We start from the raw sequence: 23,767 nt of genomic DNA on the forward strand, positions 1-23,767 counted from the left end.
AAAAAAAAAAAAAAAAAAAAAAAAAAAAAAAAAAAAAAAAATTAAGAAAATTATTTCAAAAACATTATCTCAAAAATATTTTAATAGAAATAATCAGCGAAAGCAAAAAGTTTCATAAACTTATATAAACTTATTGATTTTCTTTACATATTATATGATTATGATAGAAAAATTTACAAAGTTTATTTTAATGGTGGTGAGTGAAATGCTTATAGCTATTGATCCAGGTCACGGAGGAAAAGACACAGGAGTAGTTGTTGGAAATTACAAGGAAAAAGATATAAATCTAGGTATTGCTTTAAAATTGAGGGAGATTTTATTGGACAAAAATATAAGCGTGGTCATGACAAGAAATAAAGATGAAACTGTAGATTTGCAACAAAGGTGTAATATTGCTAATAAGAACAAAGCAGATTATTTTATTTCTATCCATTGTAATAGCTTTACAGATCCTTCCGCAAATGGTACGGAAACTTACGCGTATCCCAGAAGTTAAGCAGGACGAAATTTAGCCCAATATGTACAAAATGAAATAGTAGAAATGTTAAAAACAACAAATAGAGGAGTAAAATATGAAAGTTTTTATGTACTGAAGCGTACTGTAATGCCTGCGATACTAGTTGAAACAGCTTTTATGTCAAATCCACAAAATTTAGATTTGCTTTTACGAAAAACTGAAATTTTTGCTGAAGCGATTGCAGCTGGTTTAATGAAATTTTTGCAAAGTACAGATTACAAACAAGTAGATGATATTGAAAAATTGCAGATGAAAGGAATTATAAATAAACATTATGACCCTAAAAGTTTTGTCACATGGGGTGAATTTGCTTCTGTTATAATAAAGATATTGGAGGGAACAAAATGAAAGATTTGATTATGACAATTTTGACTGCTGGTGTTCAACTTGTTATAATGGTCGTGCTTGGATATTTGATCGATTATTTAAATACTAAAATTGGTATGGAAAAAATAAAAAGATATTACGAAATTGCAAAAACTTTTGTGCAAGCAGTAGAACAACAAGTAGGGCCTGGCAAAGGACCAGATAAGAAAGCAGAAGTTTTTAATTTATTAAAGAAAGTGATTGGCAATAAGTTGACAGATGAAGAAATAGATAAATTAATAGAAGCGGCAGTTTTTGAAATGAATTATATCTTGAAATTAAAAGGTCTAGAAAGGCGGGCTGCGGAGAATCAGTAAAAGCGTTCCATTAGGAGTGCTTTTATTTTTATCACCTATTACTAATCAAAATTGCAAGAATGCGATTTAAAAATTTCATTAATGTAAAAGATTACAAAAAAGTATGTGTGTAAAAAAGCGATATTATGATAAAAAGTTCGGAATAGAGTTTCATACTAAAAATTATTTTGCAGATTTTATTATTCAAATTGCAACTCACTAAAATTTTTTGTATAATATTCTTATACTTATTATTGTGAGGTGGTATAAGTTGGACTTTTCTCCCATTATTGAGAAGGAAACGGTGGAAGCTATAAATAAAATGAGACTACCAAAAGAAATAAAGGAGATATTAAAAAAATCTCATAAAATAACAATTCCAGAAAGTAGACAACATCTTCTTGAAATTTCTGTTGGAGGAAATAATGACTTTTTTGAAGTTTTTTATGATGTTCCAGGCAAAGGAAAAGTATTAGAAGCGACTGTGGCAAGGTGCAAAAATGGATTAGCAGTTAATTATCCTGAGCCTTATATGAGAAGAAGAGAGCCAGACTGTCTCGTCGTTGCCGATAATGGGGAGACAGATAAGCCAAAATTTATGGAAAGATATGGGTATGATTTTGGCGAGTTAAGACAGAAAACTTTGGAATGGTTAAAAGCTCAGAATCTAATTGTTATGCCTTTTATGTCCGGCGGTGAAGAATACGGTTATCCTTCGCTTTTATTGGCACCTGATAATGCTGGATTTTTTGCTACAGCTCTTGCAGATATCCAAGGATTTATACCTAAAAAGGAAATACCTGAAGATTTTACTCCGAAAGCAATAGTATACTTAGCTCCTCCCTTTAGGCATACTCATTTTAATGGAAAACAAGTAGTTGTGCACAACCGATTAGAAAATCTTCATGAACTTTTTTCGTATAACTTGTATCCTGGACCGAGTGCAAAAAAAGGAATATATGGAGTACTCTTAACAATGGGAGAAAAAGAAGGGTGGATTACTGCTCATGCTTCTGCAGTAAGAATAATTACTCCTTATGATAATATATTGACTATTATGCATGAGGGTGCTAGCGGTGGCGGAAAAAGTGAAATGCTGGAACAGATTCATAGAGAACCGGATGGTTCTATAAAGGTGGGACGCAATTTAGTAACAGGGGATGAAATATATGTAGAGTTGAAAGAGGCTTGTGAGTTGCAGCCTGTGACTGACGATATGGCCTTATGTCATCCTAAATTGCAGCAAGGCAAAAAGTTGGTTATAAAAGATGCAGAAAAAGGTTGGTTTATACGTGTAGATCATATGAATGAGTATGGAACGGACCCTCATTTTGAAAAGTTATGTATCTATCCTAAAGAACCTTTAATCTTTTTAAACATAGATTGTGTGCCTAAATCCACTTGTCTTATATGGGAACATATTATGGATGCGCCTGGCAAACCTTGTCCCAATCCTCGTGTAATTATGCCAAGAAGGTTTATGCCAAATGTAGTTGATGAAGCGGTAGAAGTGGATGTGAGGAGTTTTGGCGTGAGGACTCCTCCCTCTTCAAAAGAAAAACCTTCTTACGGTATAATAGGCATGCTACACTTGCTACCCCCTGCTCTTGCTTGGCTGTGGAGATTAGTTGCACCGAGAGGTCACGCTAATCCAAGTATAGTAGGAACCAGTGGACTGGAAAGCGAAGGGGTAGGTTCTTATTGGCCTTTTGCAACGGGTAAAAGAGTAATTCACGCTAACCTTTTATTGCAGCAGATTATAAATACACCGGGTACTCGATACATTCTCGTTCCAAACCAATATATAGGGGTGTGGAAAGTAGGATTTATGCCCGAATGGATAGCTCGTGAATATCTTGCAAGAAGAGGAAGTGTAAGATTTAGACCAGATCAAGTTACACCAGCGAGAAGCAGCCTCCTCGGTTATGCTTTAAATTCATTAAAAATAAACGGAAGCTTTATTCCTCGTGAATTACTGCAAGTGAACAAGCAGCCCGAAGTAGGGGATGAGGGATATGACAAAGGTGCAGAGATGCTAAATGAATTCTTTAAAAGAGAATTAAAGCAATTCTTAGTCCCTGAACTTGACCCACTTGGTAAAAAAATTATTGAAACATGTTTAGAGGATGGAACTTTAGAGGATTATATAAAACTTTTGGGAGATTATAGATAATTGAAAGAGCCTGTACATAAGTGTATGGGCTCTTTTTTGTTAGTAACTTTGTATTATATTCTTTTAAAGGGAGGATAAAAATTAACAAAGAGGAGTATTGGCTTATTTTGATATTGAGTCTTTTTATCTTTTCTGTTGTAGTCAGGTATAATCAAACTATAGAAATATTCTTGTTTAAGTTGCAGGACTAATACCTTAAAAGACGAAGTTTCCAAAACCTATATTTATACTGCCTACTACTAATTTCAAGAATTAAAAAATGACCCTAAAGGAGTAAATTTTTAAATTATATTCAACTATTACAAAAAATTTTTAAGAATTACATTTTCTTTAAAATGAATGATAATACTTTTTTGTCAAATAATATATTTTAGTATATGAATGCAAGTTCAGAATTGGTGAGGAGGAAACATATGAAAAGGTCAATGAGGACAATGGACGGAAATACAGCTGCTGCCTATGCCTCTTATGCTTTTACTGAGGTTGCAGCAATTTACCCTATTACGCCTTCTTCTCCGATGGCAGAAAATGTTGATGAATGGGCTGCCCATGGCAAAAAGAACATATTTGGACAACCCGTGAAGGTTGTTGAAATGCAGTCAGAAGCAGGTGCTGCAGGTACTGTCCATGGTTCTTTAACTGCAGGCGCTTTGACAACCACATATACCGCATCACAAGGACTTCTTTTAATGATACCAAACATGTATAAAATAGCAGGAGAGCTTTTGCCGGGGGTTTTTCATGTAAGTGCCCGTGCTATTTCTGCCCATGCCCTTTCTATATTTGGTGACCATCAGGATGTTATGGCAGTAAGACAAACAGGTTTTGCACTTCTCTCTTCTTCAAATGTTCAAGAGACTATGGATATGGGTTTTATAGCACATCTTTGCGCGATAAAATCGAGAGTACCTTTTTTGCATTTTTTCGATGGTTTTAGAACCTCTCACGAAATGCAGAAGATAGAAGTGGTGGAATACGAGGATATTGCAAAGCTTTTGGACTTAAAAGCAGTAAAAGAGTTTAGAGATAGGTCACTTAATCCAGAACACCCTGTTGTAAGGGGTACTGCTCAAAATCCTGACATATACTTTCAAGGAAGAGAAGCTGCTAATAAATTTTATGAAAAAGTTCCTGACATAGTAGAAGATTACATGAAGAGGTACAAAGAGCTGACTGGAAGAGAATATCACCTTTTTGACTATTACGGTTCAAAGGACGCAGAGTATATAATTGTAGCTATGGGTTCTGTTTGTGACACGATAGAAGAGACGATTGATTATTTAACAAAAAAAGGAGAAAAAGTGGGTTTAATTAAAGTACATCTCTACAGGCCATTTTCTGAAAAACACTTTTTTGAGGTTTTACCTGATACAGTTAAAAAGATTGCCGTATTAGACAGGACAAAAGAGCCGGGTTCAATAGGAGAGCCTTTGTACCTTGATGTGGCTAAATTATTTTATAACAAAGATAAAAAGCCCGGCATAGTAGGAGGAAGGTATGGCCTTGGCTCAAAAGATACTACTCCTTCTCAAATTATTGCTGTATATGAAAATTTAAAGAAAGACTATCCAAAAGATCGTTTTACAATAGGAATTTTAGACGATGTGACTTATACTTCATTAGAAGAGAGTGAATTTGTGGAGACAACTCCTGAAGGTACAGTAAGTTGCAAGTTTTGGGGATTAGGTTCTGACGGCACAGTTGGTGCAAATAAATCGGCTATTAAGATAATTGGGGACAACACAGACTTGTATGTGCAGGCATATTTTCAATATGACAGCAAAAAATCAGGAGGTACTACTATTTCCCATTTGAGATTTGGTAAAAAGCCTATAAAATCTAGTTATCTTGTAAATCATGCTGATTACATCGCTTGTCACAACAAGTCATTTATTTACAACTATGATGTGCTAAAAGGCCTTAAAAAAGGCGGTACTTTTGTACTGAACTGCCCTTGGAGTAAAGAAGAACTTGATGACAAACTGCCTGCCTCAATGAAAAGATACATTGCAGAGAACAACATCAATTTTTATATAATAGATGCAATATCAATTGCCCAAGAAGTAGGTTTGGGTGGCAGAATAAACATGATAATGCAGACGGTGTTTTTTAAACTTATAAATATAATACCTTTTGAAGAAGCAGTTGAGTATTTAAAAGATTCTATACAGAAGGCCTATGGCAAAAAGGGTCAGGATATAGTGGATATGAACTTAAAGGCTGTTGACAAAAGCATAGAAGCTCTTGTAAAAGTAGAAGTGCCTGAGGAGTGGAAAAACGCAAAAGAAGGGCAAAAAATTGTAAATCCAGAGCCTGATTTTGTTAAAAACATACAAAGACCTATGGAAAGAAATGAGGGAGACTTGCTTCCTGTAAGTGCTTTTGGCGGCATGGAAGATGGCACATTTCCTACTGGTACGACTGCCTATGAAAAGCGAGGGATTGCGGTACTGATACCTGAATGGCAAATAGACAATTGCATACAGTGTAACCAGTGCTCTTATGTTTGCCCTCATGCAGTAATACGGCCATTTTTATTAACAGAGGAAGAAATGAAAAAAGCGCCTCCAACTTTTAAACTGAAAAAAGCAATAGGAAGAGGATTAGAAGGGCTTTGGTATAGAATACAGGTAAGTCCTTTAGACTGTACGGGATGTGGCAATTGCGCAGATGTTTGTCCAGCACCTACAAAGGCTCTTATAATGAAGCCCGCTGAAGAGCAAATAGAAAAAGAAGCGAGAAATTGGGAGTATGCTGTGACACTTGATGTTAAAGATAATTTAGTGGATAAGACAACTTTAAAAGGCAGTCAATTTGCTAAGCCCTTATTTGAATTCAGTGGCGCATGCCCCGGCTGTGGTGAGACTCCTTACATAAAGCTTTTGACACAGCTTTTTGGAGATAGGATGATGATAGCGAATGCTACAGGTTGTTCATCTATTTATGGGGCAAGTGCACCCTCTATTCCTTATACTACTAATAAAGAAGGGAAAGGACCTGCGTGGGCTAACTCACTCTTTGAAGACAATGCCGAATTTGGTTACGGCATGTTTTTGGCAAATAAGCAGATAAGGGAAAGACTTAAAGATTTGATGAAAGAAGCTATAAATATGCCTATTGGTGATGAATTAAAGGCTGCATTCCAAGAGTGGATTGATGGGATGGAGGATGGAGATAAATCTAAAATTGCTTCTAAAAAGATTTTGGATATTATAAATAGAGGCGGGTATACAGAGAATGAGATAATAAAAGAGATACTTGACAAAAAAGATTTTCTTGTAAAAAAATCTCAGTGGATAATAGGGGGAGATGGATGGGCGTATGACATTGGCTTTGGAGGGCTTGACCATGTTATAGCATCAGGAGAAGATGTGAATATTTTAGTTCTAGATACAGAAGTGTATTCTAATACGGGAGGGCAATCCTCAAAATCTACGCCATTAGGGGTAGTTGCAAAATTTGCGGCAGCAGGTAAGAGAACAAGTAAAAAAGACTTAGGCTTGATGGCTATAAGTTATGGATACGTGTATGTGGCACAAGTTGCAATGGGAGCAAATATGAACCAGACGATAAAGGCTTTTGTGGAGGCAGAAAAGTACAAAGGACCGTCACTTATAATAGCCTATGCTCCTTGCATAAACCATGGCATAAAGTCAGGCATGGGGACAAGCATAATGGAGGAGAAAAAAGCTGTAGAGTCTGGCTACTGGCACCTTTATAGGTTTAATCCAGAGCTTAAAAGACAGGGGAAGAATCCTTTTGTGCTTGATTCTAAGGAACCTAAAAAATCTTTTAGAGAGTTTATTGAAGGAGAGATACGGTATTCTTCACTTAAAAACGTATTTCCTGACATTGCAGAAAAACTTTATCAAATGGCAGAAAAGACTGCAAAAGAGCGATTTGAAAGATATAAAAAGCTTGCGGAATAGAAAGTTCCGGGCATGTGCCCGGATTATTTTTGATTTTCTTCCACCCATTCCTTTGCATTTATTACCTCGTTTTCACTTGGAATAGGTACATTTGACTCATCTTTTAATTTTTGTATATTTGCCCATGAAGCAGTTTTATGGTTTTCTATAGGGAGTTTTTTAAGCTTTATCGGTTTTTTAGTCATAAAATCACTCCTTTTAAATGTATTGTCTGTAGAGTTTAAAAAAATATAACTTAATTTTGTGTGGCAATTTTAAAAGGTGATATAATAATTTTAAAATAAATCTTTGGGGAGAGACTGAAGTGGAGATAAGAGGACATCACTTTTTGTGTATGTTGGGCTTTAGAGGGCTTGGCTATGATGAAAAATTTGTTAAAAATATGGATGAAATTATTAGAAAGTTGGATAATAAACAGGATATATTGATAAAAGTTGTGGATAGTGTGGATAACATTTGTGCTATGTGTCCTAACAATATAGAAGGAGAGTGTAAAGAAGAAGAATATCCGGGAAGCGTAAAAGAAAAGGACAGAACGATCTTAGAAGTTTTAGAAATAAAAACAGGGGAGGTATTTAGCTATCAAGAAATCACAAATCGGATTAAAGAAAAAATGACAGAAGAAAAGATGGAAGATATATGTAAAAATTGTCAATGGTTTAGCCTGGGTTATTGTCTAGAAGGACTTAAAAACTTAAAAGGCGGTTGATACCGCCTTTATAAGTCTCTTTGTGAGAAATGTCTTGAACCGTAATATAATAGGAAAATTACGTAAAAGAAAATGTAGATAAACATGTACAAACTTGGTTGAGACATATCCCCAAAGAGTCCTTGTGTTATAAAACTTATCCCACTACTTTGTGTTAAAAGCTCTGCAGTCATTTTTCTATATATGACATCTGTAGGAAGGATGAGACTTGTAAGTATCCCTGCATTTATAAGACTTTCTCCGCTTTTTAAGCCAAAGGCACCGACTTGACTTTGTTGCATTGCTATGTCTTCTGCTTTGAATTCGTCTTTTATCATCCAAGAAATTTGATTTAAAACTTTTGGATAATATTTTTCAAAGATATCTTTGAAACTTTCCTCTATTTTGAACACCTTCCCTATGTCTTTTCACTAATAATAACACATCTAAGACCAATTTTGTGACAAAAACTTTTCAGACGAAGGGGACGGTTCCTCTTGTCTGAATTTTTCAGATGAAAAGAACCGTCCCCTTCGTCTGGATTTTATTTTTTGTGGGAAGTGCTATATAATTATATCGGTGTTTTTAAAAAGGTGCGGGGGTGTTAAATTTGGAGAGGATAAAGAGTTATTATCCTTATTTAGCAGGAATAGGAATGGCAGCAATTTTTGGATTTTCTTTTATGTTTACTTCTATGGGGCTTGATGTAGCTTCTCCTATGGAGCTTATAGCTTATCGTTTTTTACTTGCAGCATTTATGATTACTCTTTTGTGGGTATTTGGAATTATTAAACTTAATTACAAAGGGAAAAATCTATGGCCATTGTTTTTATAGTCTCTATCAGAGCCTGTTGTGTATTTTATATTTGAAACATATGGTGTAAAATATACATCTTCTTCTATTTCAGGCTTGATGATAGCTTTAATTCCTGTTGCCGTTACTGCTTTGGCGGCGGTCTTTTTAAAGGAAAGACCTTGTATGTATCAGCTTTTCTTTATTTTTTTGTCTGTTACAGGAGTTGCTTTTATAATTTTTATGACAGGTGTTGAAAGCCGTAATACATCAATTAGAGGGTTTGTGTATCTTTTAGGAGCAGTCTTATCTGCAGCTTTTTACAGTATTTTAGCAAGGAAGTCTTCTTTAGAATTTTCGCCTATTGAGATAACCTTTGTAATGATGTGGTGTGCTGCAATTTCTTTCAATTTTTTAAATTTAATTGATAGCTTAACAAAAGGTTACCCTATTTCTGACTATTTTAAGGATTTAACTGATTACAGAGTGCTTATTCCTGTGCTATATTTAGGTATTTTGTCTTCTGTTGTAGCGTATTTTTTAAACAATTACGCTCTTTCAAAATTGCCTGCATCTCAGGCTTCAGTTTTTGCAAATTTGACCACAGTAATTTCTATAATGGCAGGAATAACCATAAGACATGAAACTTTTTATTGGTATCACATAATAGGGGCTATTATGATATTGATAGGAGTATGGGGGACAAATTATTTTGGAAAAGTGTCTCAATTGGTTATTTCTTCAGAAGAAATACATTGAAATTCTGTATTTACATTACTTAGAGAATGTGATATACTTTTAGCGTAACCCTATACCATATGGGGGTATATATTACCTCAAAAAGGATGCGGTATTTAAAACCGCATTTATTATGGAGGAGTGATTTTATTAGTACTTTTATCAGTATAACATGTTTTTGCGTTTTAATAAAGTACAAAAATATAATAATAAATTAAATATAAAAAGTTTTTGAGGTGAAACTATGGAGAGAGATATAAAAGAAGCTATGGAAATGTTGGGCAGAGGAAATGGAAAAGCTCTTGATATTGGTACAGGACGGGGACGAATGGCAGCGGCTTTGGCTGAATACGGATATCAAGTTGTGTCTTTGGATGAAAGTAAAGAGGCTTTAAAAAGAGCAGAAGGCCTTTTGAAGGAAAGTGCAACTTTGGAAAATATCTTGCTACTTCATGGAGATGCTCACAATCTTCCATTTTTAGATGAAACTTTTGATGTTGTGGCTACATACAATGCTATGCATCACATGAGGGATTATAAAAAGGTACTGGATGAGATGGTGAGGGTCTGTAAAAAAGGCGGTAGTATTCTTATATCCGAATTAAACGAATATGGGAAGAAAGTTGTTGCTGAAAGGCATAAAGAAAGAGGAAGCCATCATGAAGCAAATATAAGCATTGAAGATATTGCAAAGTATTTAGAAGTCGAATATGCTTTAATAGGAGAAATAAAACAGGGAGAGAGGACAGATATTTTTATATCCAAAAAGTGACAAATATTAAGGAAAAATTTATCGTTGACAAGACATAAAAATATGATAAAATAGATAATGTCCTTTGTGGCCCCGTGGTCAAGTGGTTAAGACACCGCCCTTTCACGGCGGCAACACGGGTTCGAATCCCGTCGGGGTCACCATTTATATTTTGAGAAATAAAATGTCGCATTGGGATGCGATATTATTTTTTATGTCGAAAGAAAAATTACAAACATATCAAAAATTAACAAATAAAACCATCACCTTAATGGTATAATTTAGAAAAAACAAGAGGTGGTGGTTTTTTTATGCAAAATATAAATATTTTACCTTATAAAAGAGTTATAAAAACTCCCTTGACAGAAAATACACCAAAAAATCTTTATAAAAATATTCAACAAATTATATTATTGTCAGTTATAAGCTTTTTTATAGCGCGAGCTGTTATTTTCAATAGTCTTTTGCCTTTCGGCATTGCTTTTTTTGCAACTCTTTTAATGTATAAAAAGCGATATTTTTTAACTGGAATAGGAGTATGGTTGGGGATATTGACTTTGCCCGGTGTCAATAGTTTTAAATACCTTTTAGCCCTTATTTTGGTTTTTTTAGTGGAGGGGCTTTTAAAAGTTAAATCTCAAAATATTATTAAGGCCTCTTTGATAACTTTTATTTCACTTTTTAGTGCAGGCCTTATCTTCAGCTATATATACGACTTTTTGCTTTTTGACATTATAATGAGTTTATATGAGTCTATTACTGCAATGTTAATGGTTTTTATTTTTAACCATGCTGTTTCATTTATTTTGAATGTAAACAGAAAAATTATTTCCAATGAAGAGTTGATATCTTTGAGTATATTTTTAGGATTGTTTATTTTAGGACTGAATCATTTGAATGTGTGGAAATTTACTCTCAACGGAATATTAGGGACACTTATAATATTTTTAGCTTCTTACATAGGTGGGGTGGGAGTAGGAGCAAGTATCGGCACGACTATAGGACTTATTGGGAGCTTATCTTTTTTTCAAATGCCAGTCTCCATAGGACTTTTTGGATTTGCAGGCTTGTTGGCTGGCAGTTTAAAAAAATTGCATAGAATTGGAGTTATTATAGGCTTTTTGACTGCCATTTTTATTATTACATTTTATGTAACTTCAAGTATAGATATGCTTATAAATCCTTATGATATTGTTTTAGCTTCTTTAATGTTTGCAGCGCTTCCTAAGAAATACATAGTAAAAGTAGAGGAAATAGTAAAAGGCAATAAAAAATTAAACAATAGAAATTACAATGAAAAATTAAAAGAGGTAGTGACAGACAAATTAAAGGAGTATTCTCAAGTATTTGAAGAACTCTCTAAAAGTTTTAAACAAGTAAATGAAAAGATACTAGACCACAAAGATATTTCTTATTTGTTTGAGGAAATTGCCAATAAAGCTTGCACTCAATGTGTTATGTATAAATCTTGTTGGGACAAGGAATTTTACAATACTTATAAAAGCCTGTTTGAATTAATAGAACATCTTGAAAAAAGTAGTAGCATTGAAGACAATAAAATTTATAGAAAATGTATAAGATTTTCTGAGCTTATAAGTACGACTAAATATTATTTGGGTATTTACAAAATAAGCATGCAATGGAGAGAAAGGCTAAAAGACGCTAAAGGTCTTATTGCTACTCAGTTGAAAGGAATTGCTGATGCAATATCTAATATGGCCAGTGATATTAGCATGAATGTCACTTTTAAAGACGAATTAGAACAAATAATGATGGTGGAATTGGATAAAAAGGGTATACCCGTAGAGGATGTATTAATTTATGACGCGGGAGATGGAAATATTAACGTAAAAATATACAAAAGGGCATGTATTGCGAAGGAATGTGACAAAAAGATTGCTCCAATTGTGTCTGAAATTATGGGGGAAAGATATGAGAGAAAAAGTAGGTTATGTGCAATAGACCACAATGGAAGGTGTGTAGTTACCTTTACAAAAGCAGAAAGTTTACAAGTTTTGACAGGTATAAGCAGAGTTAGCAAGTCAAAAAACAAGATTTCTGGAGATACTTATTCTTTTATGGACTTAGAAGATGGAAAATACATGGTAGCTTTAAGCGATGGAATGGGGATTGGATATAAAGCGGCTGCAGAGAGCAGTACTACCATTTCTTTGCTAGAAAAATTTATTGAAGCAGGATTTGATAAACATTTAGTTATTCAAACGTTAAATTCTATTTTGGCTTTACGGTCTGCAGAAGAAATGTTTTCTACCGTGGATATAATGTTTTTGGATAAATTTACTGGAGAGACAGAATTTATCAAGATTGGTTCTTGCGCTACTTTTATAAAAAGGGGAAATGAGGTGGAAATTATAGAATCCAGTTCTTTACCCATTGGAATTTTGGAAGATATCGAAGCAGATATCCATGAAAGAAAATTAAAAAATGGAGATTTTGTGATTTTGGTTACTGATGGAGTGTTGGAGTGTTTTGAAAAAGATAAAGAAATAGAATTTTCAAGGTTAATCAGTGAAATTGACACGAGAAATCCTCAGGATATGGCAGAAGCGTTGATAAAAAAATGTTTGGAATTGTGTGATAATACGCCTAAAGACGATATGACAATTTTGGTTTCAAAGATATGGAAAAAGTATAAAAGTTAATAGAATGGAATAACCCTTCCACAATGTGGAGACAATATATCGAGGTGATTTAGGGAAAGACTTTGTGGAAGGGTTTTTGTATCTGTAATTATCTGATGTAGAGGAAAGTTAGTTCTTTTTTGAAAAAGAGGTTTGATTTAAAAATTAAGATGTTATATAATCATTATATAACTTAAGTATATATCGCTTAAGGGGTTAAGAAATGATTGATAAGGTTATTTCAACAATTAAAAGATATAAAATGATTAAGGAAAATGATAAAATTGTAATGGGAGTTTCCGGCGGACCCGATTCTTTATGTATGCTGGATATTTTATACAATTTAAAAGATTTATTTAATCTTAAATTGTATGTAGTACATGTAAACCATATGATAAGAGGAGAAGAGGCTCGAAGGGACGCGCAATTTGTTGAAAATATATGCTGCAAATTGAAACTCCCATTTTTTTTATTTGAAAAGGATGTAAAAAAAATAGCCAAAGAAATGGGATATTCGGAAGAAGAGGCTGGACGATATGTGAGGTATCAGGCTTTTGAGGAAGTATTAAAAGAAGTTAAGGGTAATAAAATAGCAGTAGCTCATAATAAAAATGATGTAGTGGAAACGGTTTTTTTAAATTTAATAAGGGGTGCTGGAATGACAGGCCTCATTGGAATAAAACCGGTAAATGGGAATATAATAAGGCCTCTAATTGAAATAGAAAGAAAAGAAATAGAGATATACCTTAAAGAAAAAGGTTTAAAACCAGCAATCGATTTTACAAATTATGAGGATTTATATACAAGAAATAAAGTAAGGCTTAAATTAATTCCCTTTATAAATGAAACTTTTGAAGTGGATATAATAGAAAATATCTATAGGATGGCAAAAATTATTTTAGAGGAGAATGATTATTTAGAAAAAGAGTGTGAAAAGATTTTTAATGAGGTTTGTTATTTTAATCAAGAGGAAATTTTTGCTGATATAGAAAAACTGAGGGTACAGCACCACGCTATACAGCGGCGTTTAGTAAGACTTATGTACCAAAAATTAAAAGGAGATATTTATGGACTAGAATACATCCATGTAGAGGATGTTTTAAGCCTTTTAGACAAACCAACTTCCTCAAAAATTGATTTGCCCTTTGAAATTGAGGCTTTAAAAAGCTATAATAATCTTATAATGAGAAAAGTAAAACAAAAAGAGGTCAAGACTTTTTGGGCAAAATTAAATATTCCCGGAATCACTAATATAGATGGCATTGGTCAATTTAAAACTACTGTTTTAGGGATTGAAGAAGTAAAAAAACTTGATATAGGGAAATACACAAAATTTTTTGACTATGATAAAATACAGAAAGATGTAGTAATTAGAAATAGGCAAGCAGGTGATGTTTTTTCCCCTCTTAATATGGGGGGAAGTAAAAAACTAAAAGAATTTTTCGTTGACGAGAAAATACCCCGCGAAATAAGAAGTAGCATTCCTTTATTGGCCATAGGCAATGAAATCGTATGGGTGGTAGGGTATAGAATGAGTGATAAGTTTAAAGTAGATAAAAACACAAAAAAAGTCCTTGTTATAGAATATACCAAAGAAGAAAATAAAAAAGGAGGTTAACTTTATGTCGAGTATAACACAAGATATACAGGAGATTTTAATTACGGAACAACAATTAAAAGAAAAAGTAAAAGAGTTAGGACGAATGATTACAAAAGACTACCAAGGGAAAGACCTTGTTCTTCTTGGGGTTTTAAAAGGGGCAATAATGTTTATGGCGGATTTGTCTCGAGCGATAGATTTGCCTTTATCAATAGATTTTATGGCTGTTTCCAGTTATGGTTCTTCTACTCAGTCTTCTGGAATAGTAAAAATAATTAAAGACCACGACATAAACATTGAAGGCAAAGATGTGCTCATAGTGGAAGATATTATAGATAGTGGTTTGACGCTTTCTTATTTAAGAGAGACTTTATTAGGAAGAAAGCCCAGAAGTTTAAAAATATGCACTATTTTAGATAAACCTGAAAGAAGAGAGGCAGATGTCAAAGTAGATTATTGTGGCTTTAAAATTCCTGACAAATTTGTAGTAGGTTATGGATTAGATTTCGATGAAAAATACAGGAACCTTCCCTTTATAGGGGTTTTAAAGCCGGAGCTATACAAATAATTTGGTTTTTTAAAGGAGATATGATATTATAGATTAAAGGTAGTTGGACTTATTTGAAGGAGGGGCCTTATTTGAAGGATAATAACAAAATAATTAGAAGCATAGTTCTCTATTTATTAATATTTATAGCTATTTACGCAATGGTACAATTATATTCTCAAAGCGCCGAACCAATAACCGATATTGATTATGGACAGCTAATAAAATATATTAATGCCAACCAAGTAAAAAGCATTACCCTTGTGGGTAATGATGTTAAAGGGGTATTGAAAAATGGCACCGAGTTTAAAAGCCGTGTGCCAGATGTAACAAACTTTATGAACTTTGTTAATCCCTATATTTTACAAGGGAAACTGGACTTTAAAAGTGAACCGCAGGTAGGCCCGCCATGGTGGGTTCAAATGCTTCCTTCCCTCTTTTTAATCATAATTTTCATTATATTTTGGTATATTTTTATGCAACAGGCACAAGGCGGGGGAGGAAGCAAGGTTATGTCTTTTGGAAAGAGCAGAGCAAGGATGGTTACTGATAAGGATAAAAGAGTGACTTTTAATGACGTGGCGGGAGCAGATGAAGAAAAGGAAGAGTTGCAGGAAATTGTTGAATTTTTAAAATATCCCAAAAAATTTCTTGACCTTGGAGCCAGGATACCAAAAGGAGTTCTTTTGGTAGGACCTCCAGGTACTGGTAAAACTCTGCTTGCAAAAGCTGTGGCAGGAGAAGCGGGAGTACCGTTTTTTAGCATAAGCGGTTCTGATTTTGTAGAGATGTTTGTTGGGGTAGGTGCTGCAAGGGTAAGAGATTTATTTGAACAAGCCAAAAAGAATGCACCCTGTATTGTTTTTATTGATGAAATAGATGCAGTGGGAAGGCAAAGGGGTGCAGGTTTAGGCGGTGGACATGATGAGAGAGAGCAAACACTAAATCAGTTGTTAGTTGAAATGGATGGTTTCAGTGTAAATGAAGGCATAATTGTTATTGCTGCAACAAACAGGCCAGATATATTAGATCCTGCACTACTGCGACCAGGAAGATTTGATAGACACATTACTGTAGGTATTCCTGATATAAAAGGAAGAGAAGAAATTTTGAAAATACATGCTAGAAATAAGCCTTTAGCTCCAGATGTGTCATTACAGGTATTGGCAAGAAGAACCCCTGGCTTTACTGGGGCTGACCTGGAAAATCTTATGAATGAAGCGGCGCTTTTAGCAGCAAGGAGAGGGCTTAAGCAGATAACTATGGCGGAGCTGGAAGAGGCTATAACGAGAGTAATAGCAGGACCTGAAAAGAGAAGCAGGATCATGTCTGAAAAAGACAAAAAATTGGTGGCATACCACGAAGCTGGTCATGCTGTTGTTGCGAAACTTTTGCCAAATACTCCTCCTGTTCATGAGGTTACCATAATTCCAAGAGGCAGAGCGGGAGGATATACTATGCTTCTTCCTGAAGAAGATAAATATTACATGTCAAAATCTGAAATGATGGATGAAATAGTTCATCTTTTAGGTGGACGGGTGGCAGAAAGCTTGGTGTTAAATGATATAAGTACGGGTGCACAAAATGACATCGAGAGGGCTACAAGTATTGCAAGAAAGATGGTTACAGAGTATGGCATGAGTGATAGATTAGGGCCTATGACCTTTGGCACTAAAAGTGAAGAAGTGTTTTTAGGGCGTGATTTAGGAAGAACGAGAAATTACAGTGAAGAAGTAGCTGCAGAAATTGACAGAGAGATAAAGAGAATAATTGAAGAAGCCTATAAAAGAGCGGAATCACTCTTAAAGGGAAATATTGAAAAGCTCCATAGAGTGGCAAAAGCTCTTATTGAAAGAGAAAAACTTAATGGAGAAGAGTTTGAAAAAGTATTTAACGGTGAGGATATAGAGGGGGTGCAGTTTGCATAAAATACCAAATAATGTATAAGTCTTTGGGCTTATACATTATTTTTTTTAAAAATTTTTAGTTAACAATAAAAAAATTATTGATAAGAAGGAGGATTTTTCTACTTTAATGTCTAATTATATTAGTGGGCCTAAGGGTTTTGAACGAAAGATGAGGGAGACAAAGGGGGACAATCATGAAAGCGAACAAAACTTTTGCTACAGATAAAAATTCCTTGCAGTGGATATGCAACCTTTTAAATAATGCACACGATTTTTTTGTCTTAAAAGATTTAAATGGTAAGGTAATTCATATAAATAAAAGACTCCTTGAAACATTAGGCTATACTGTTGATGATGTAGATGATTATGATCATTTTTTTTATCACATATTGAAATACAAAGAAATAGGACCTTATGAAGATGGGCTTATTATAGAGCTTACGGCAAAATACAATTTAAAAATGTCTTTTAGCATAAAATTTAGTCCTATAGCTAACAGTGTGGGAGATAAGATAGCTTTTTTAGGATTTGTTAAACTTCGAAGCTATCAGAAAGAAAAACCCGGCGATTATATTGATTTTTTCAAACATTCAACAGACATAATGGATATGACAGAAGAGGGTGTTGTGATAGTTGATAATAAGTTTAACGTGGTCTACGTGAATAACAGAGCATGTGAATTATTTGGTGTTAAATATACGAAATTCATAAATGCGAAGTTTACGGACTTTTTGAGAAAATACAAACCAGATGCTTCAGAAAATAATTTAATTAACGGAGAAAAAATTGTAATTCCTTCAAAGGGAAATTGTGATGAAAGAGTGCTTTTACTAAAATACGGAAAGTTAAACGGTGGTCATTGGAAAACTATCATTGTGAAGGATATAACAGAAGATTTAAAATATCAGAAGTTAATTGAGCAGACTGAAAAATACACAATTGCTGGTGAATTTGCTGCCACAACCATTCATGAGATAAAAAATTCTTTAACTTCTGTAAAAGGTTTTATACAACTTTTACAAGCCAAACATAAAGAAAGTTCTACTTATTATGAAACTATTTTAGACGAAGTGGATAGGATATTAGTTTTAATAAAAAATTACCTTGGTATAGTAAGAAACAGTGAAGAAAAAGGAGAGACTGAAATAGACATTAATGGAGTTATAAACCAATATTTACTTCTTTTTGAAGCAGAGGCTGTACACAAAAAAATAAAAATAGAAAAGAGGCTTGGCGATATTCCTCCTATAAAAATGGATAAAAATCATCTGAAGCAGCTTATTTTAAATGTAGTTCAAAACTCGCTTCATGCTATTGGAGAGAATGGTAAAATAATATTAGATACAAGATATTACCCTCTTAAAAAGAAAGTGGTAATAAGAGTTGTCGATAATGGAGGCGGTATAGAGAAAAAATATTTAAAAAAAGTTACTGAGCCTTTGTTTACAACTAAAAAAGAAGGAACAGGACTAGGACTTGCTATTTGCAAAAGTATTGTGGAGCTGTACAACGGGGATATTAAAATTTTTAGTAAAAAAGGCAAAGGTACACTCGTAAAAATAATTTTAGGTGAAAGATAAAAGTAAAAGCTGGAGGGGAAATTTTATGAAGTCTGATATTGAAATAGCTCAAGAAGCGAAAATGTTACATATAAGAGAGGTTGCAAAAAAGTTAGACATTGAGGAAGACTATTTAGAATACTACGGAAAGTATAAAGCAAAAGTTTCTCCTGCTTTATGGGAAAAGATAAAAAATAGAAAAGATGGTAAGCTTATTCTTGTCACATCTATAACTCCCACCCCTGCAGGCGAGGGTAAGACTACACTTACGGTAGGATTAGGCCAGGCTCTTGCTAAAATAGGTAAAAAAGCTATGATAGCTTTAAGAGAGCCTTCGTTAGGACCTTGTATGGGAATAAAGGGCGGAGCAGCTGGGGGAGGGTATTCTCAAGTTGTACCTATGGAGGACATAAATTTGCACTTTACGGGAGATTTACATGCGATTACTGCTGCTCATAATTTATTGGCTACGATGATAGACAATCATATTTACCATGGTAATGAACTCAATATTGACATAAGGACTATTACATGGAAACGGGCTATGGACATGAATGATAGGGCTTTAAGAGAAGTAATAGTAGGACTTGGAGGAAAGACAAATGGATATCCGCGGCAAGACGGATTTATAATAACAGTAGCTTCAGAAGTAATGGCGATTTTGTGTTTAGCGCAAGATTTGATGGATTTAAAAAGAAGAATTGGTGATATAATAGTGGCTTATGATAAAAATGGTAATCCAGTAACTGCAAGAGATTTAAAAGCTGATGGAGCTATGGCAGTCCTAGTAAAAGATGCTATAAAACCTAATTTAGTGCAAACTATTGAAAACGTTCCAGCATTTGTACATGGAGGACCTTTTGCAAATATTGCTCATGGATGTAATAGCTTAATTGCTACTAAATATGGTTTGAAATTGGCAGATTATCTTGTAACAGAGGCGGGATTTGGTGCGGATTTAGGGGCTGAAAAATTCTTTGATATAAAGGCTCGCTTAGGAAGATTAAAACCCAATGCTGCTGTTGTTGTTGCAACTGTGCGTGCCTTAAAAATGCATGGTGGTGTAAAAAAAGAAGATTTGCAAAAAGAAAATGTTGAAGCAGTGAGAAAGGGAATTGAAAATCTTGAAAAGCAAGTTGAAAATGTAAGAAAATTTGGAGTGCCAGTTGTTGTAGCACTTAACAGGTTTATCTTTGATACAGAGAGAGAAATTGACGAAGTAAGAAAGGCTTGCGAAAATATAGGTGTAGATATGGCGGTAGCAGATGTTTGGGAAAAAGGAGGAGAAGGTGGGATAGAGTTAGCTGAAAAAGTTGTTAAAGCTTGTAGCATGCCTTCTGACTTTCGCGTTTTGTATGATGAGAATTTACCAATCAAAGATAAATTACACAAGATTGCCACAGAAATATATGGAGCGGATGGAGTAGAGTATACAGCTTCGGCTTTAAAAGATATTGCTAATATTGAAAGATTGGGATTAGATAAGATGCCTATAACTATCGCAAAGACTCAATATTCACTTTCAGATGATCCTAAACTATTAGGCCGTCCAAAAGGATTTAAGATAACGGTAAGAGAATTGAGGGTTTCAAAGGGTGCGGGTTTTATTGTAGCGCTGACAGGAGATATAATGACAATGCCAGGACTTCCAAAACATCCTGCTGCAGAAAATATAGACATTGATGAAAATGGAAAAATAACAGGGCTGTTTTGAGGGAGGATAAATGAAAAGAGAAATATTGGATATACAAAATTTGTCACAGGCAAAAAAAGAACTTAGTCAAATAAAGGCTGAAGAAGTTTCTATAGATATTATGGCGCCAAAAGCTGTTTTTAGAGTTGTCAAATTATTTGATGTGCATCCAGCTGCTGCTAACATAATAAAACAGGAGATGCTAGCGATAGGAGGAGAAACAGCTGTAGCGAGAGGTTGTGTCAATATGAGCGTTGAAAAATCTGATATTATTATAATGGGAACATTAAAACAATATAAAAAGCTTTTGGCGAAACTTAAAATGCAAAAAGGTTATTTTGGGCTTAATGAAATTATAGAAGAATTAACGGACATTATTGAGGAAATGTCTAAATAGGCGGCAAAGAGATATTCTCTTTTGCCGCTTTTTAATAAGGAAAAATTTTAAAACCTGCACAAAATTTTGCAGATTATATATGAAGTTTTATCTAAGTTTCCAGAGTGGAAAGAAAAGTTTATAACTTTTTCTGGGGTAGAGATTAAGGGATTAAATTTATTGTGTATTTGGAAAGTATGTGGTATATTATTTTAGTAGGTACTAATAATAACTGCTACTAGTTGATATAGTAAAGTTTAAGGAGGAGTTATATGAGTGTCCATGATATGATAGAAGAGCTAAAAAGAAGAAAAGAGAAAGTTTTAGAAGGTGGGGGAGCTAAGAGAATAGCTGTTCAGCATGAAAAGGGTAAACTAACTGCAAGGGAAAGGATACATAAGCTTCTTGATAAGGATAGCTTTGTAGAAATAGACCCTTTTGTAGAGCATCGCTGTTATGACTTTGGACTTGAGAAGCAAAAATATCCTGGAGAAGGAGTTGTAACTGGCTATGGTACAATAGATGGCAGATTAGTTTATGTATATGCGCAGGATTTCACTGTACTAGGAGGGTCATTAGGGGAGTACCATGCTAAAAAGATAACAAAAGTTATGGATATGGCGATGAAAATGGGAGCGCCTATAATAGGGCTTAACGATTCGGGAGGTGCTCGCATACAGGAAGGTGTTGATGCGCTTTCTGGTTATGGTAACATATTTTACAGAAACACTTTAGCTTCCGGTGTCATACCGCAGATATCAGTGATAATGGGGCCAAGTGCTGGAGGTGCCGTGTATTCGCCCGCATTAACAGATTTTATTTTTATGGTGGATAAAACCAGTCAAATGTTTATAACTGGTCCACAAGTCATAAAGGCTGTAACTGGAGAAGAAGTGACTCTTGAAGAGCTAGGAGGTTCAATAACTCACTGTAGAGTAAGTGGCGTTGCCCATTTCAGAGGTCCAAATGATGAAGAAGTTCTCAAAATGGTGAGGAATTTGTTAAGTTATTTACCTTCTAACAATTTAGAAGACCCACCACAATACCAAACTGGAGATGACCCCAATAGAATTTCCCAGAAACTTATGGAAATAATACCAGATAATCCCAATAAACCTTATGACATGAAAGAGTTAATAAAGGAAATAGTTGACAATGGGGAATTTTTAGAATCACAAGAGATGTACGCAGAAAATATTATTACAGCTTTTGCAAGACTTAATGGAAAGACTATAGGAATTGTGGCTAATCAGCCAAGAGTATTAGCAGGAGTACTTGACATAAATGCTTCCTATAAAGCGGCTAGATTTATTCGCTTTTGTGATGCTTTTAATATACCTATACTTAGCATAGTGGACGTGCCTGGATTTTTGCCAGGGACAAATCAAGAATATGGTGGGATAATAAGACATGGGGCAAAAATGCTTTACGCTTATTCTGAAGCAACTGTTCCTAAAATTACTTTGATTGTAAGAAAAGCTTACGGGGGAGCTTATCTTGCTATGTGCAGCAAGGACTTGGGAGCTGACATAGTATTTGCATGGCCTACGGCAGAGATTGCGGTGATGGGTCCAGAAGGGGCAGCAAACATTGTCTTTAAAAATGAAATCAGCGAGGCAGAAAATCCTGCAGAAGTGAGGCAACAAAAGATAAATGAGTACAGGAATAATTTTGCAAATCCGTACAGAGCAGCAGCCCGCGGCTATGTAGATGATGTAATTTTTCCTTCGGAAACAAGGCCAAGACTCATATCAGCTTTTGACATGTTATCAAGCAAAAGGGAGAGTCGCCCTCCTAAAAAACACGGCAATATACCTCTATAGGGTGGTGTTTTTATGGATTTTTTAGATTTTTTGAAAAGAACGTTTAATAATGAAAATAACAAAGAAGAAGAGAAAGTAAAAAAAGAAAAAAGAACAGACAAATATGAAAAAAACGAAGAGGAAACTGAGCTTGTTGCTGCAATTACAGCGGCAGTAGCTTTGTATTTACAAGCTGATACCAGCACTTTTTACGTAAAATCCATACTGAGACTTCCAGATACTGCTTCCGTTTGGTCTAAAGTAGGACGATTGGAGCAAATAAGGACAAGATTAAATTGAGGGAGGAATTTTTGTGAAAAAATTCAAAGTCACTGTAAATGGGAAAGTGTATGAGGTTGAAGTGGAAGAGATAAAAGATAAAGAGGAAACTCCTAAGATAACTCAAACGGCAATTCTTTCACAACCTAAATTAACACAAACTCAAGAGATTTCACAACCGGTTTCGAAAGCAGAAGCTTCTTCTATACCAAAAGGTTCTAAAATAATTTCTGCCCCTATGCCAGGCACAATTCTTGATGTGAAAGTTAAAGAAGGTGACAGGGTAAAGCGGGGAGATGTGGTAGTAATTTTAGAGGCTATGAAAATGGAAAATGAAATAATGGCACCTGAAGAAGGAGTTATAGCAAGCATACATGTTTCTAAAGGCTCTTCCGTAAACACAGGGGATGTGCTTGTGACTATGAATTAAAAAATTATTGATGAGTAAGACTTTTTTTGGTAAAATAAAATTGCGGGTATCGTCTTTGAACCTGACACGATAATTAAATAATTAAATGGAGTTCGGAACGGTATCCTGAAAAGGAACCGGAACGGAGGTGAGGAAAGTGCAAATTAAAGCGACAAGAGAAGGGAAAGCGGCAAAAATTTCTTTGAGGCAGATAACTGTAGCAGGAATGCTGGCTGCGATATCCATTGTTTTATCTACAACCATTTTAGGGTACATTCCTTTAGGTATTGCTAATGCTACTACAATGCACATACCAGCAATTATAGGAGGAGTATTAGAAGGACCTATTGTAGGAGCTTTTATAGGTTTGATTTTTGGATTGACCAGCTTCATAAGGCAAAACACTCCTCTTTTTGCGGACCCTGTAATTGCTATATTTCCCAGGATTTTTATAGGGGTTGTGGCATATTATTCTTATAAGTTGACTAAAAATGTTGGTATTGCAGCAGCCGCAGGGACGTTGACAAATACCATCGGAGTTTTGGGACTGGCAGTGCTTCTTAAATATCTGCCGTTTAAGGTTGCATTATTTGTAGCTTTAAAAAATGGCGTATTTGAAATTATTGTGGCTGTGATATTAACAACAATAATAGTAAAGCCTTTGAAAAAAATGCATGGTAAATAAAAATTAAAAGCAGTTCA

At 34.5% G+C, this 23,767-nt stretch carries 17 protein-coding genes, 1 tRNA gene and 3 pseudogenes; 19 read left to right on the forward strand and 2 right to left on the reverse strand.

The window, feature by feature from the left end; genetic code table 11:
- The first annotated feature begins 205 nt into the window (after nucleotides 1–205).
- From I4N53_RS02315 to nifJ, 4 genes and pseudogenes are all read left to right on the forward strand, one after another.
- Nucleotides 206–865, forward strand: a pseudogene (locus tag I4N53_RS02315) (N-acetylmuramoyl-L-alanine amidase).
- A complete protein-coding gene (locus tag I4N53_RS02320; RefSeq protein ID WP_013150872.1) occupies nucleotides 862–1,200 on the forward strand; it encodes a phage holin in 339 nt (112 codons plus the stop codon). The pseudogene I4N53_RS02315 and the gene I4N53_RS02320 overlap by 4 nt, the downstream one beginning before the upstream one ends.
- A gap of 301 nt (nucleotides 1,201–1,501) precedes the next feature.
- Nucleotides 1,502–3,352, forward strand: a complete 1,851-nt coding sequence (locus I4N53_RS02325; RefSeq protein ID WP_041591721.1) for a DUF4914 family protein — start codon at nucleotides 1,502–1,504, stop codon at nucleotides 3,350–3,352.
- Between the two features lie 413 nt (nucleotides 3,353–3,765).
- A complete protein-coding gene (nifJ, locus tag I4N53_RS02330) occupies nucleotides 3,766–7,281 on the forward strand; it encodes a pyruvate:ferredoxin (flavodoxin) oxidoreductase (protein WP_013150870.1) in 3,516 nt (1,171 codons plus the stop codon).
- Nucleotides 7,282–7,304: 23 nt separating this feature from the next.
- On the opposite strand, the gene I4N53_RS02335 is transcribed toward nifJ, so the two are convergent.
- Nucleotides 7,305–7,466, reverse strand: a complete 162-nt coding sequence (locus I4N53_RS02335; protein ID WP_013150869.1) for a DUF3787 domain-containing protein — start codon at nucleotides 7,464–7,466, stop codon at nucleotides 7,305–7,307.
- Between the two features lie 119 nt (nucleotides 7,467–7,585).
- Here I4N53_RS02335 and I4N53_RS02340 point away from each other — a divergent pair, with 119 nt between their 5' ends.
- Nucleotides 7,586–7,990, forward strand: coding sequence for a DUF1284 domain-containing protein (locus tag I4N53_RS02340; protein ID WP_013150868.1), 405 nt, complete (start codon nucleotides 7,586–7,588; stop codon nucleotides 7,988–7,990).
- Nucleotides 7,991–7,998: 8 nt separating this feature from the next.
- On the opposite strand, the pseudogene I4N53_RS02345 reads toward I4N53_RS02340, so the two are convergent.
- Nucleotides 7,999–8,274, reverse strand: a pseudogene (locus I4N53_RS02345) (ABC transporter permease); the annotation flags it as partial.
- A 305-nt stretch (nucleotides 8,275–8,579) separates the two neighbouring features.
- Here I4N53_RS02345 and I4N53_RS12625 point away from each other — a divergent pair.
- The 14 genes and pseudogenes from I4N53_RS12625 to I4N53_RS02420 all read left to right on the forward strand — a co-directional run bounded on the left by I4N53_RS12625 (nucleotide 8,580) and on the right by I4N53_RS02420 (nucleotide 23,750).
- Nucleotides 8,580–9,521, forward strand: a pseudogene (locus tag I4N53_RS12625) (DMT family transporter).
- A gap of 223 nt (nucleotides 9,522–9,744) precedes the next feature.
- Nucleotides 9,745–10,272 carry a class I SAM-dependent methyltransferase gene (locus tag I4N53_RS02360; RefSeq protein WP_012995993.1) on the forward strand — a complete coding sequence of 176 codons (528 nt, stop codon included), beginning with the start codon at nucleotides 9,745–9,747 and terminating at the stop codon, nucleotides 10,270–10,272.
- 68 nt (nucleotides 10,273–10,340) lie between these two features.
- Nucleotides 10,341–10,415: transfer RNA gene (locus I4N53_RS02365), tRNA-Glu, on the forward strand.
- Nucleotides 10,416–10,562: 147 nt separating this feature from the next.
- On the forward strand, nucleotides 10,563–12,914 hold the full coding sequence (gene spoIIE / locus I4N53_RS02370) for a stage II sporulation protein E (RefSeq protein WP_214495489.1): 2,352 nt from the start codon (nucleotides 10,563–10,565) through the stop codon (nucleotides 12,912–12,914).
- Nucleotides 12,915–13,116: 202 nt separating this feature from the next.
- Nucleotides 13,117–14,511 (forward strand): tRNA lysidine(34) synthetase TilS, encoded by a 1,395-nt coding sequence (gene tilS, locus I4N53_RS02375; RefSeq protein WP_214495490.1) that lies wholly within the window; start codon nucleotides 13,117–13,119, stop codon nucleotides 14,509–14,511.
- Between the two features lie 4 nt (nucleotides 14,512–14,515).
- Nucleotides 14,516–15,061, forward strand: a complete 546-nt coding sequence (hpt, locus tag I4N53_RS02380) for a hypoxanthine phosphoribosyltransferase (RefSeq protein ID WP_012995990.1) — start codon at nucleotides 14,516–14,518, stop codon at nucleotides 15,059–15,061.
- A gap of 71 nt (nucleotides 15,062–15,132) precedes the next feature.
- Complete coding sequence (gene ftsH, locus I4N53_RS02385; protein WP_012995989.1) at nucleotides 15,133–16,968, forward strand: ATP-dependent zinc metalloprotease FtsH; 1,836 nt, start codon at nucleotides 15,133–15,135, stop codon at nucleotides 16,966–16,968.
- A gap of 173 nt (nucleotides 16,969–17,141) precedes the next feature.
- Nucleotides 17,142–18,527 (forward strand): ATP-binding protein, encoded by a 1,386-nt coding sequence (locus tag I4N53_RS02390; protein ID WP_214495491.1) that lies wholly within the window; start codon nucleotides 17,142–17,144, stop codon nucleotides 18,525–18,527.
- A gap of 25 nt (nucleotides 18,528–18,552) precedes the next feature.
- Nucleotides 18,553–20,220 (forward strand): formate--tetrahydrofolate ligase, encoded by a 1,668-nt coding sequence (locus I4N53_RS02395; protein ID WP_214495492.1) that lies wholly within the window; start codon nucleotides 18,553–18,555, stop codon nucleotides 20,218–20,220.
- Nucleotides 20,221–20,230: 10 nt separating this feature from the next.
- Nucleotides 20,231–20,596, forward strand: a complete 366-nt coding sequence (locus tag I4N53_RS02400) for a hypothetical protein (protein ID WP_012995986.1) — start codon at nucleotides 20,231–20,233, stop codon at nucleotides 20,594–20,596.
- Nucleotides 20,597–20,847: 251 nt separating this feature from the next.
- Nucleotides 20,848–22,398, forward strand: coding sequence for an acyl-CoA carboxylase subunit beta (locus tag I4N53_RS02405; protein WP_028992081.1), 1,551 nt, complete (start codon nucleotides 20,848–20,850; stop codon nucleotides 22,396–22,398).
- A gap of 12 nt (nucleotides 22,399–22,410) precedes the next feature.
- Nucleotides 22,411–22,677: an OadG family transporter subunit gene (locus I4N53_RS02410; RefSeq protein WP_028992080.1), complete on the forward strand. Its 267-nt coding sequence runs from the start codon at nucleotides 22,411–22,413 to the stop codon at nucleotides 22,675–22,677.
- 13 nt (nucleotides 22,678–22,690) lie between these two features.
- Entirely contained in the window at nucleotides 22,691–23,086 is a 396-nt protein-coding gene (locus tag I4N53_RS02415) for a DUF2118 domain-containing protein (RefSeq protein ID WP_214495493.1), read from the forward strand.
- A 136-nt stretch (nucleotides 23,087–23,222) separates the two neighbouring features.
- Complete coding sequence (locus I4N53_RS02420; RefSeq protein ID WP_214495494.1) at nucleotides 23,223–23,750, forward strand: ECF transporter S component; 528 nt, start codon at nucleotides 23,223–23,225, stop codon at nucleotides 23,748–23,750.
- Nucleotides 23,751–23,767: the final 17 nt, after the last annotated feature.

The sequence above is a fragment of the Thermoanaerobacter sp. CM-CNRG TB177 genome (assembly GCF_018588165.1).
GTDB lineage: Bacteria > Bacillota > Thermoanaerobacteria > Thermoanaerobacterales > Thermoanaerobacteraceae > Thermoanaerobacter > Thermoanaerobacter thermocopriae.

Excerpts from the sequence above, each read along its gene's own strand:
- I4N53_RS02410 (WP_028992080.1), top strand. The coding sequence starts at position 22,411 with ATGGATTTTTTAGATTTTTTGAAAAGAACGTTTAATAATGAAAATAAC.
- I4N53_RS02405 (WP_028992081.1), top strand. The coding sequence starts at position 20,848 with ATGAGTGTCCATGATATGATAGAAGAGCTAAAAAGAAGAAAAGAGAAA.
- spoIIE (WP_214495489.1), top strand. The coding sequence starts at position 10,563 with ATGCAAAATATAAATATTTTACCTTATAAAAGAGTTATAAAAACTCCC.
- I4N53_RS02360 (WP_012995993.1), top strand. The coding sequence starts at position 9,745 with ATGGAGAGAGATATAAAAGAAGCTATGGAAATGTTGGGCAGAGGAAAT.
- I4N53_RS02325 (WP_041591721.1), top strand. The coding sequence starts at position 1,502 with ATGAGACTACCAAAAGAAATAAAGGAGATATTAAAAAAATCTCATAAA.
- I4N53_RS02390 (WP_214495491.1), top strand. The coding sequence starts at position 17,142 with ATGAAAGCGAACAAAACTTTTGCTACAGATAAAAATTCCTTGCAGTGG.
- I4N53_RS02335 (WP_013150869.1), bottom strand. The coding sequence starts at position 7,466 with ATGACTAAAAAACCGATAAAGCTTAAAAAACTCCCTATAGAAAACCAT.
- I4N53_RS02395 (WP_214495492.1), top strand. The coding sequence starts at position 18,553 with ATGAAGTCTGATATTGAAATAGCTCAAGAAGCGAAAATGTTACATATA.
- I4N53_RS02400 (WP_012995986.1), top strand. The coding sequence starts at position 20,231 with ATGAAAAGAGAAATATTGGATATACAAAATTTGTCACAGGCAAAAAAA.
- hpt (WP_012995990.1), top strand. The coding sequence starts at position 14,516 with ATGTCGAGTATAACACAAGATATACAGGAGATTTTAATTACGGAACAA.
- I4N53_RS02320 (WP_013150872.1), top strand. The coding sequence starts at position 862 with ATGAAAGATTTGATTATGACAATTTTGACTGCTGGTGTTCAACTTGTT.
- tilS (WP_214495490.1), top strand. The coding sequence starts at position 13,117 with ATGATTGATAAGGTTATTTCAACAATTAAAAGATATAAAATGATTAAG.
- nifJ (WP_013150870.1), top strand. The coding sequence starts at position 3,766 with ATGAAAAGGTCAATGAGGACAATGGACGGAAATACAGCTGCTGCCTAT.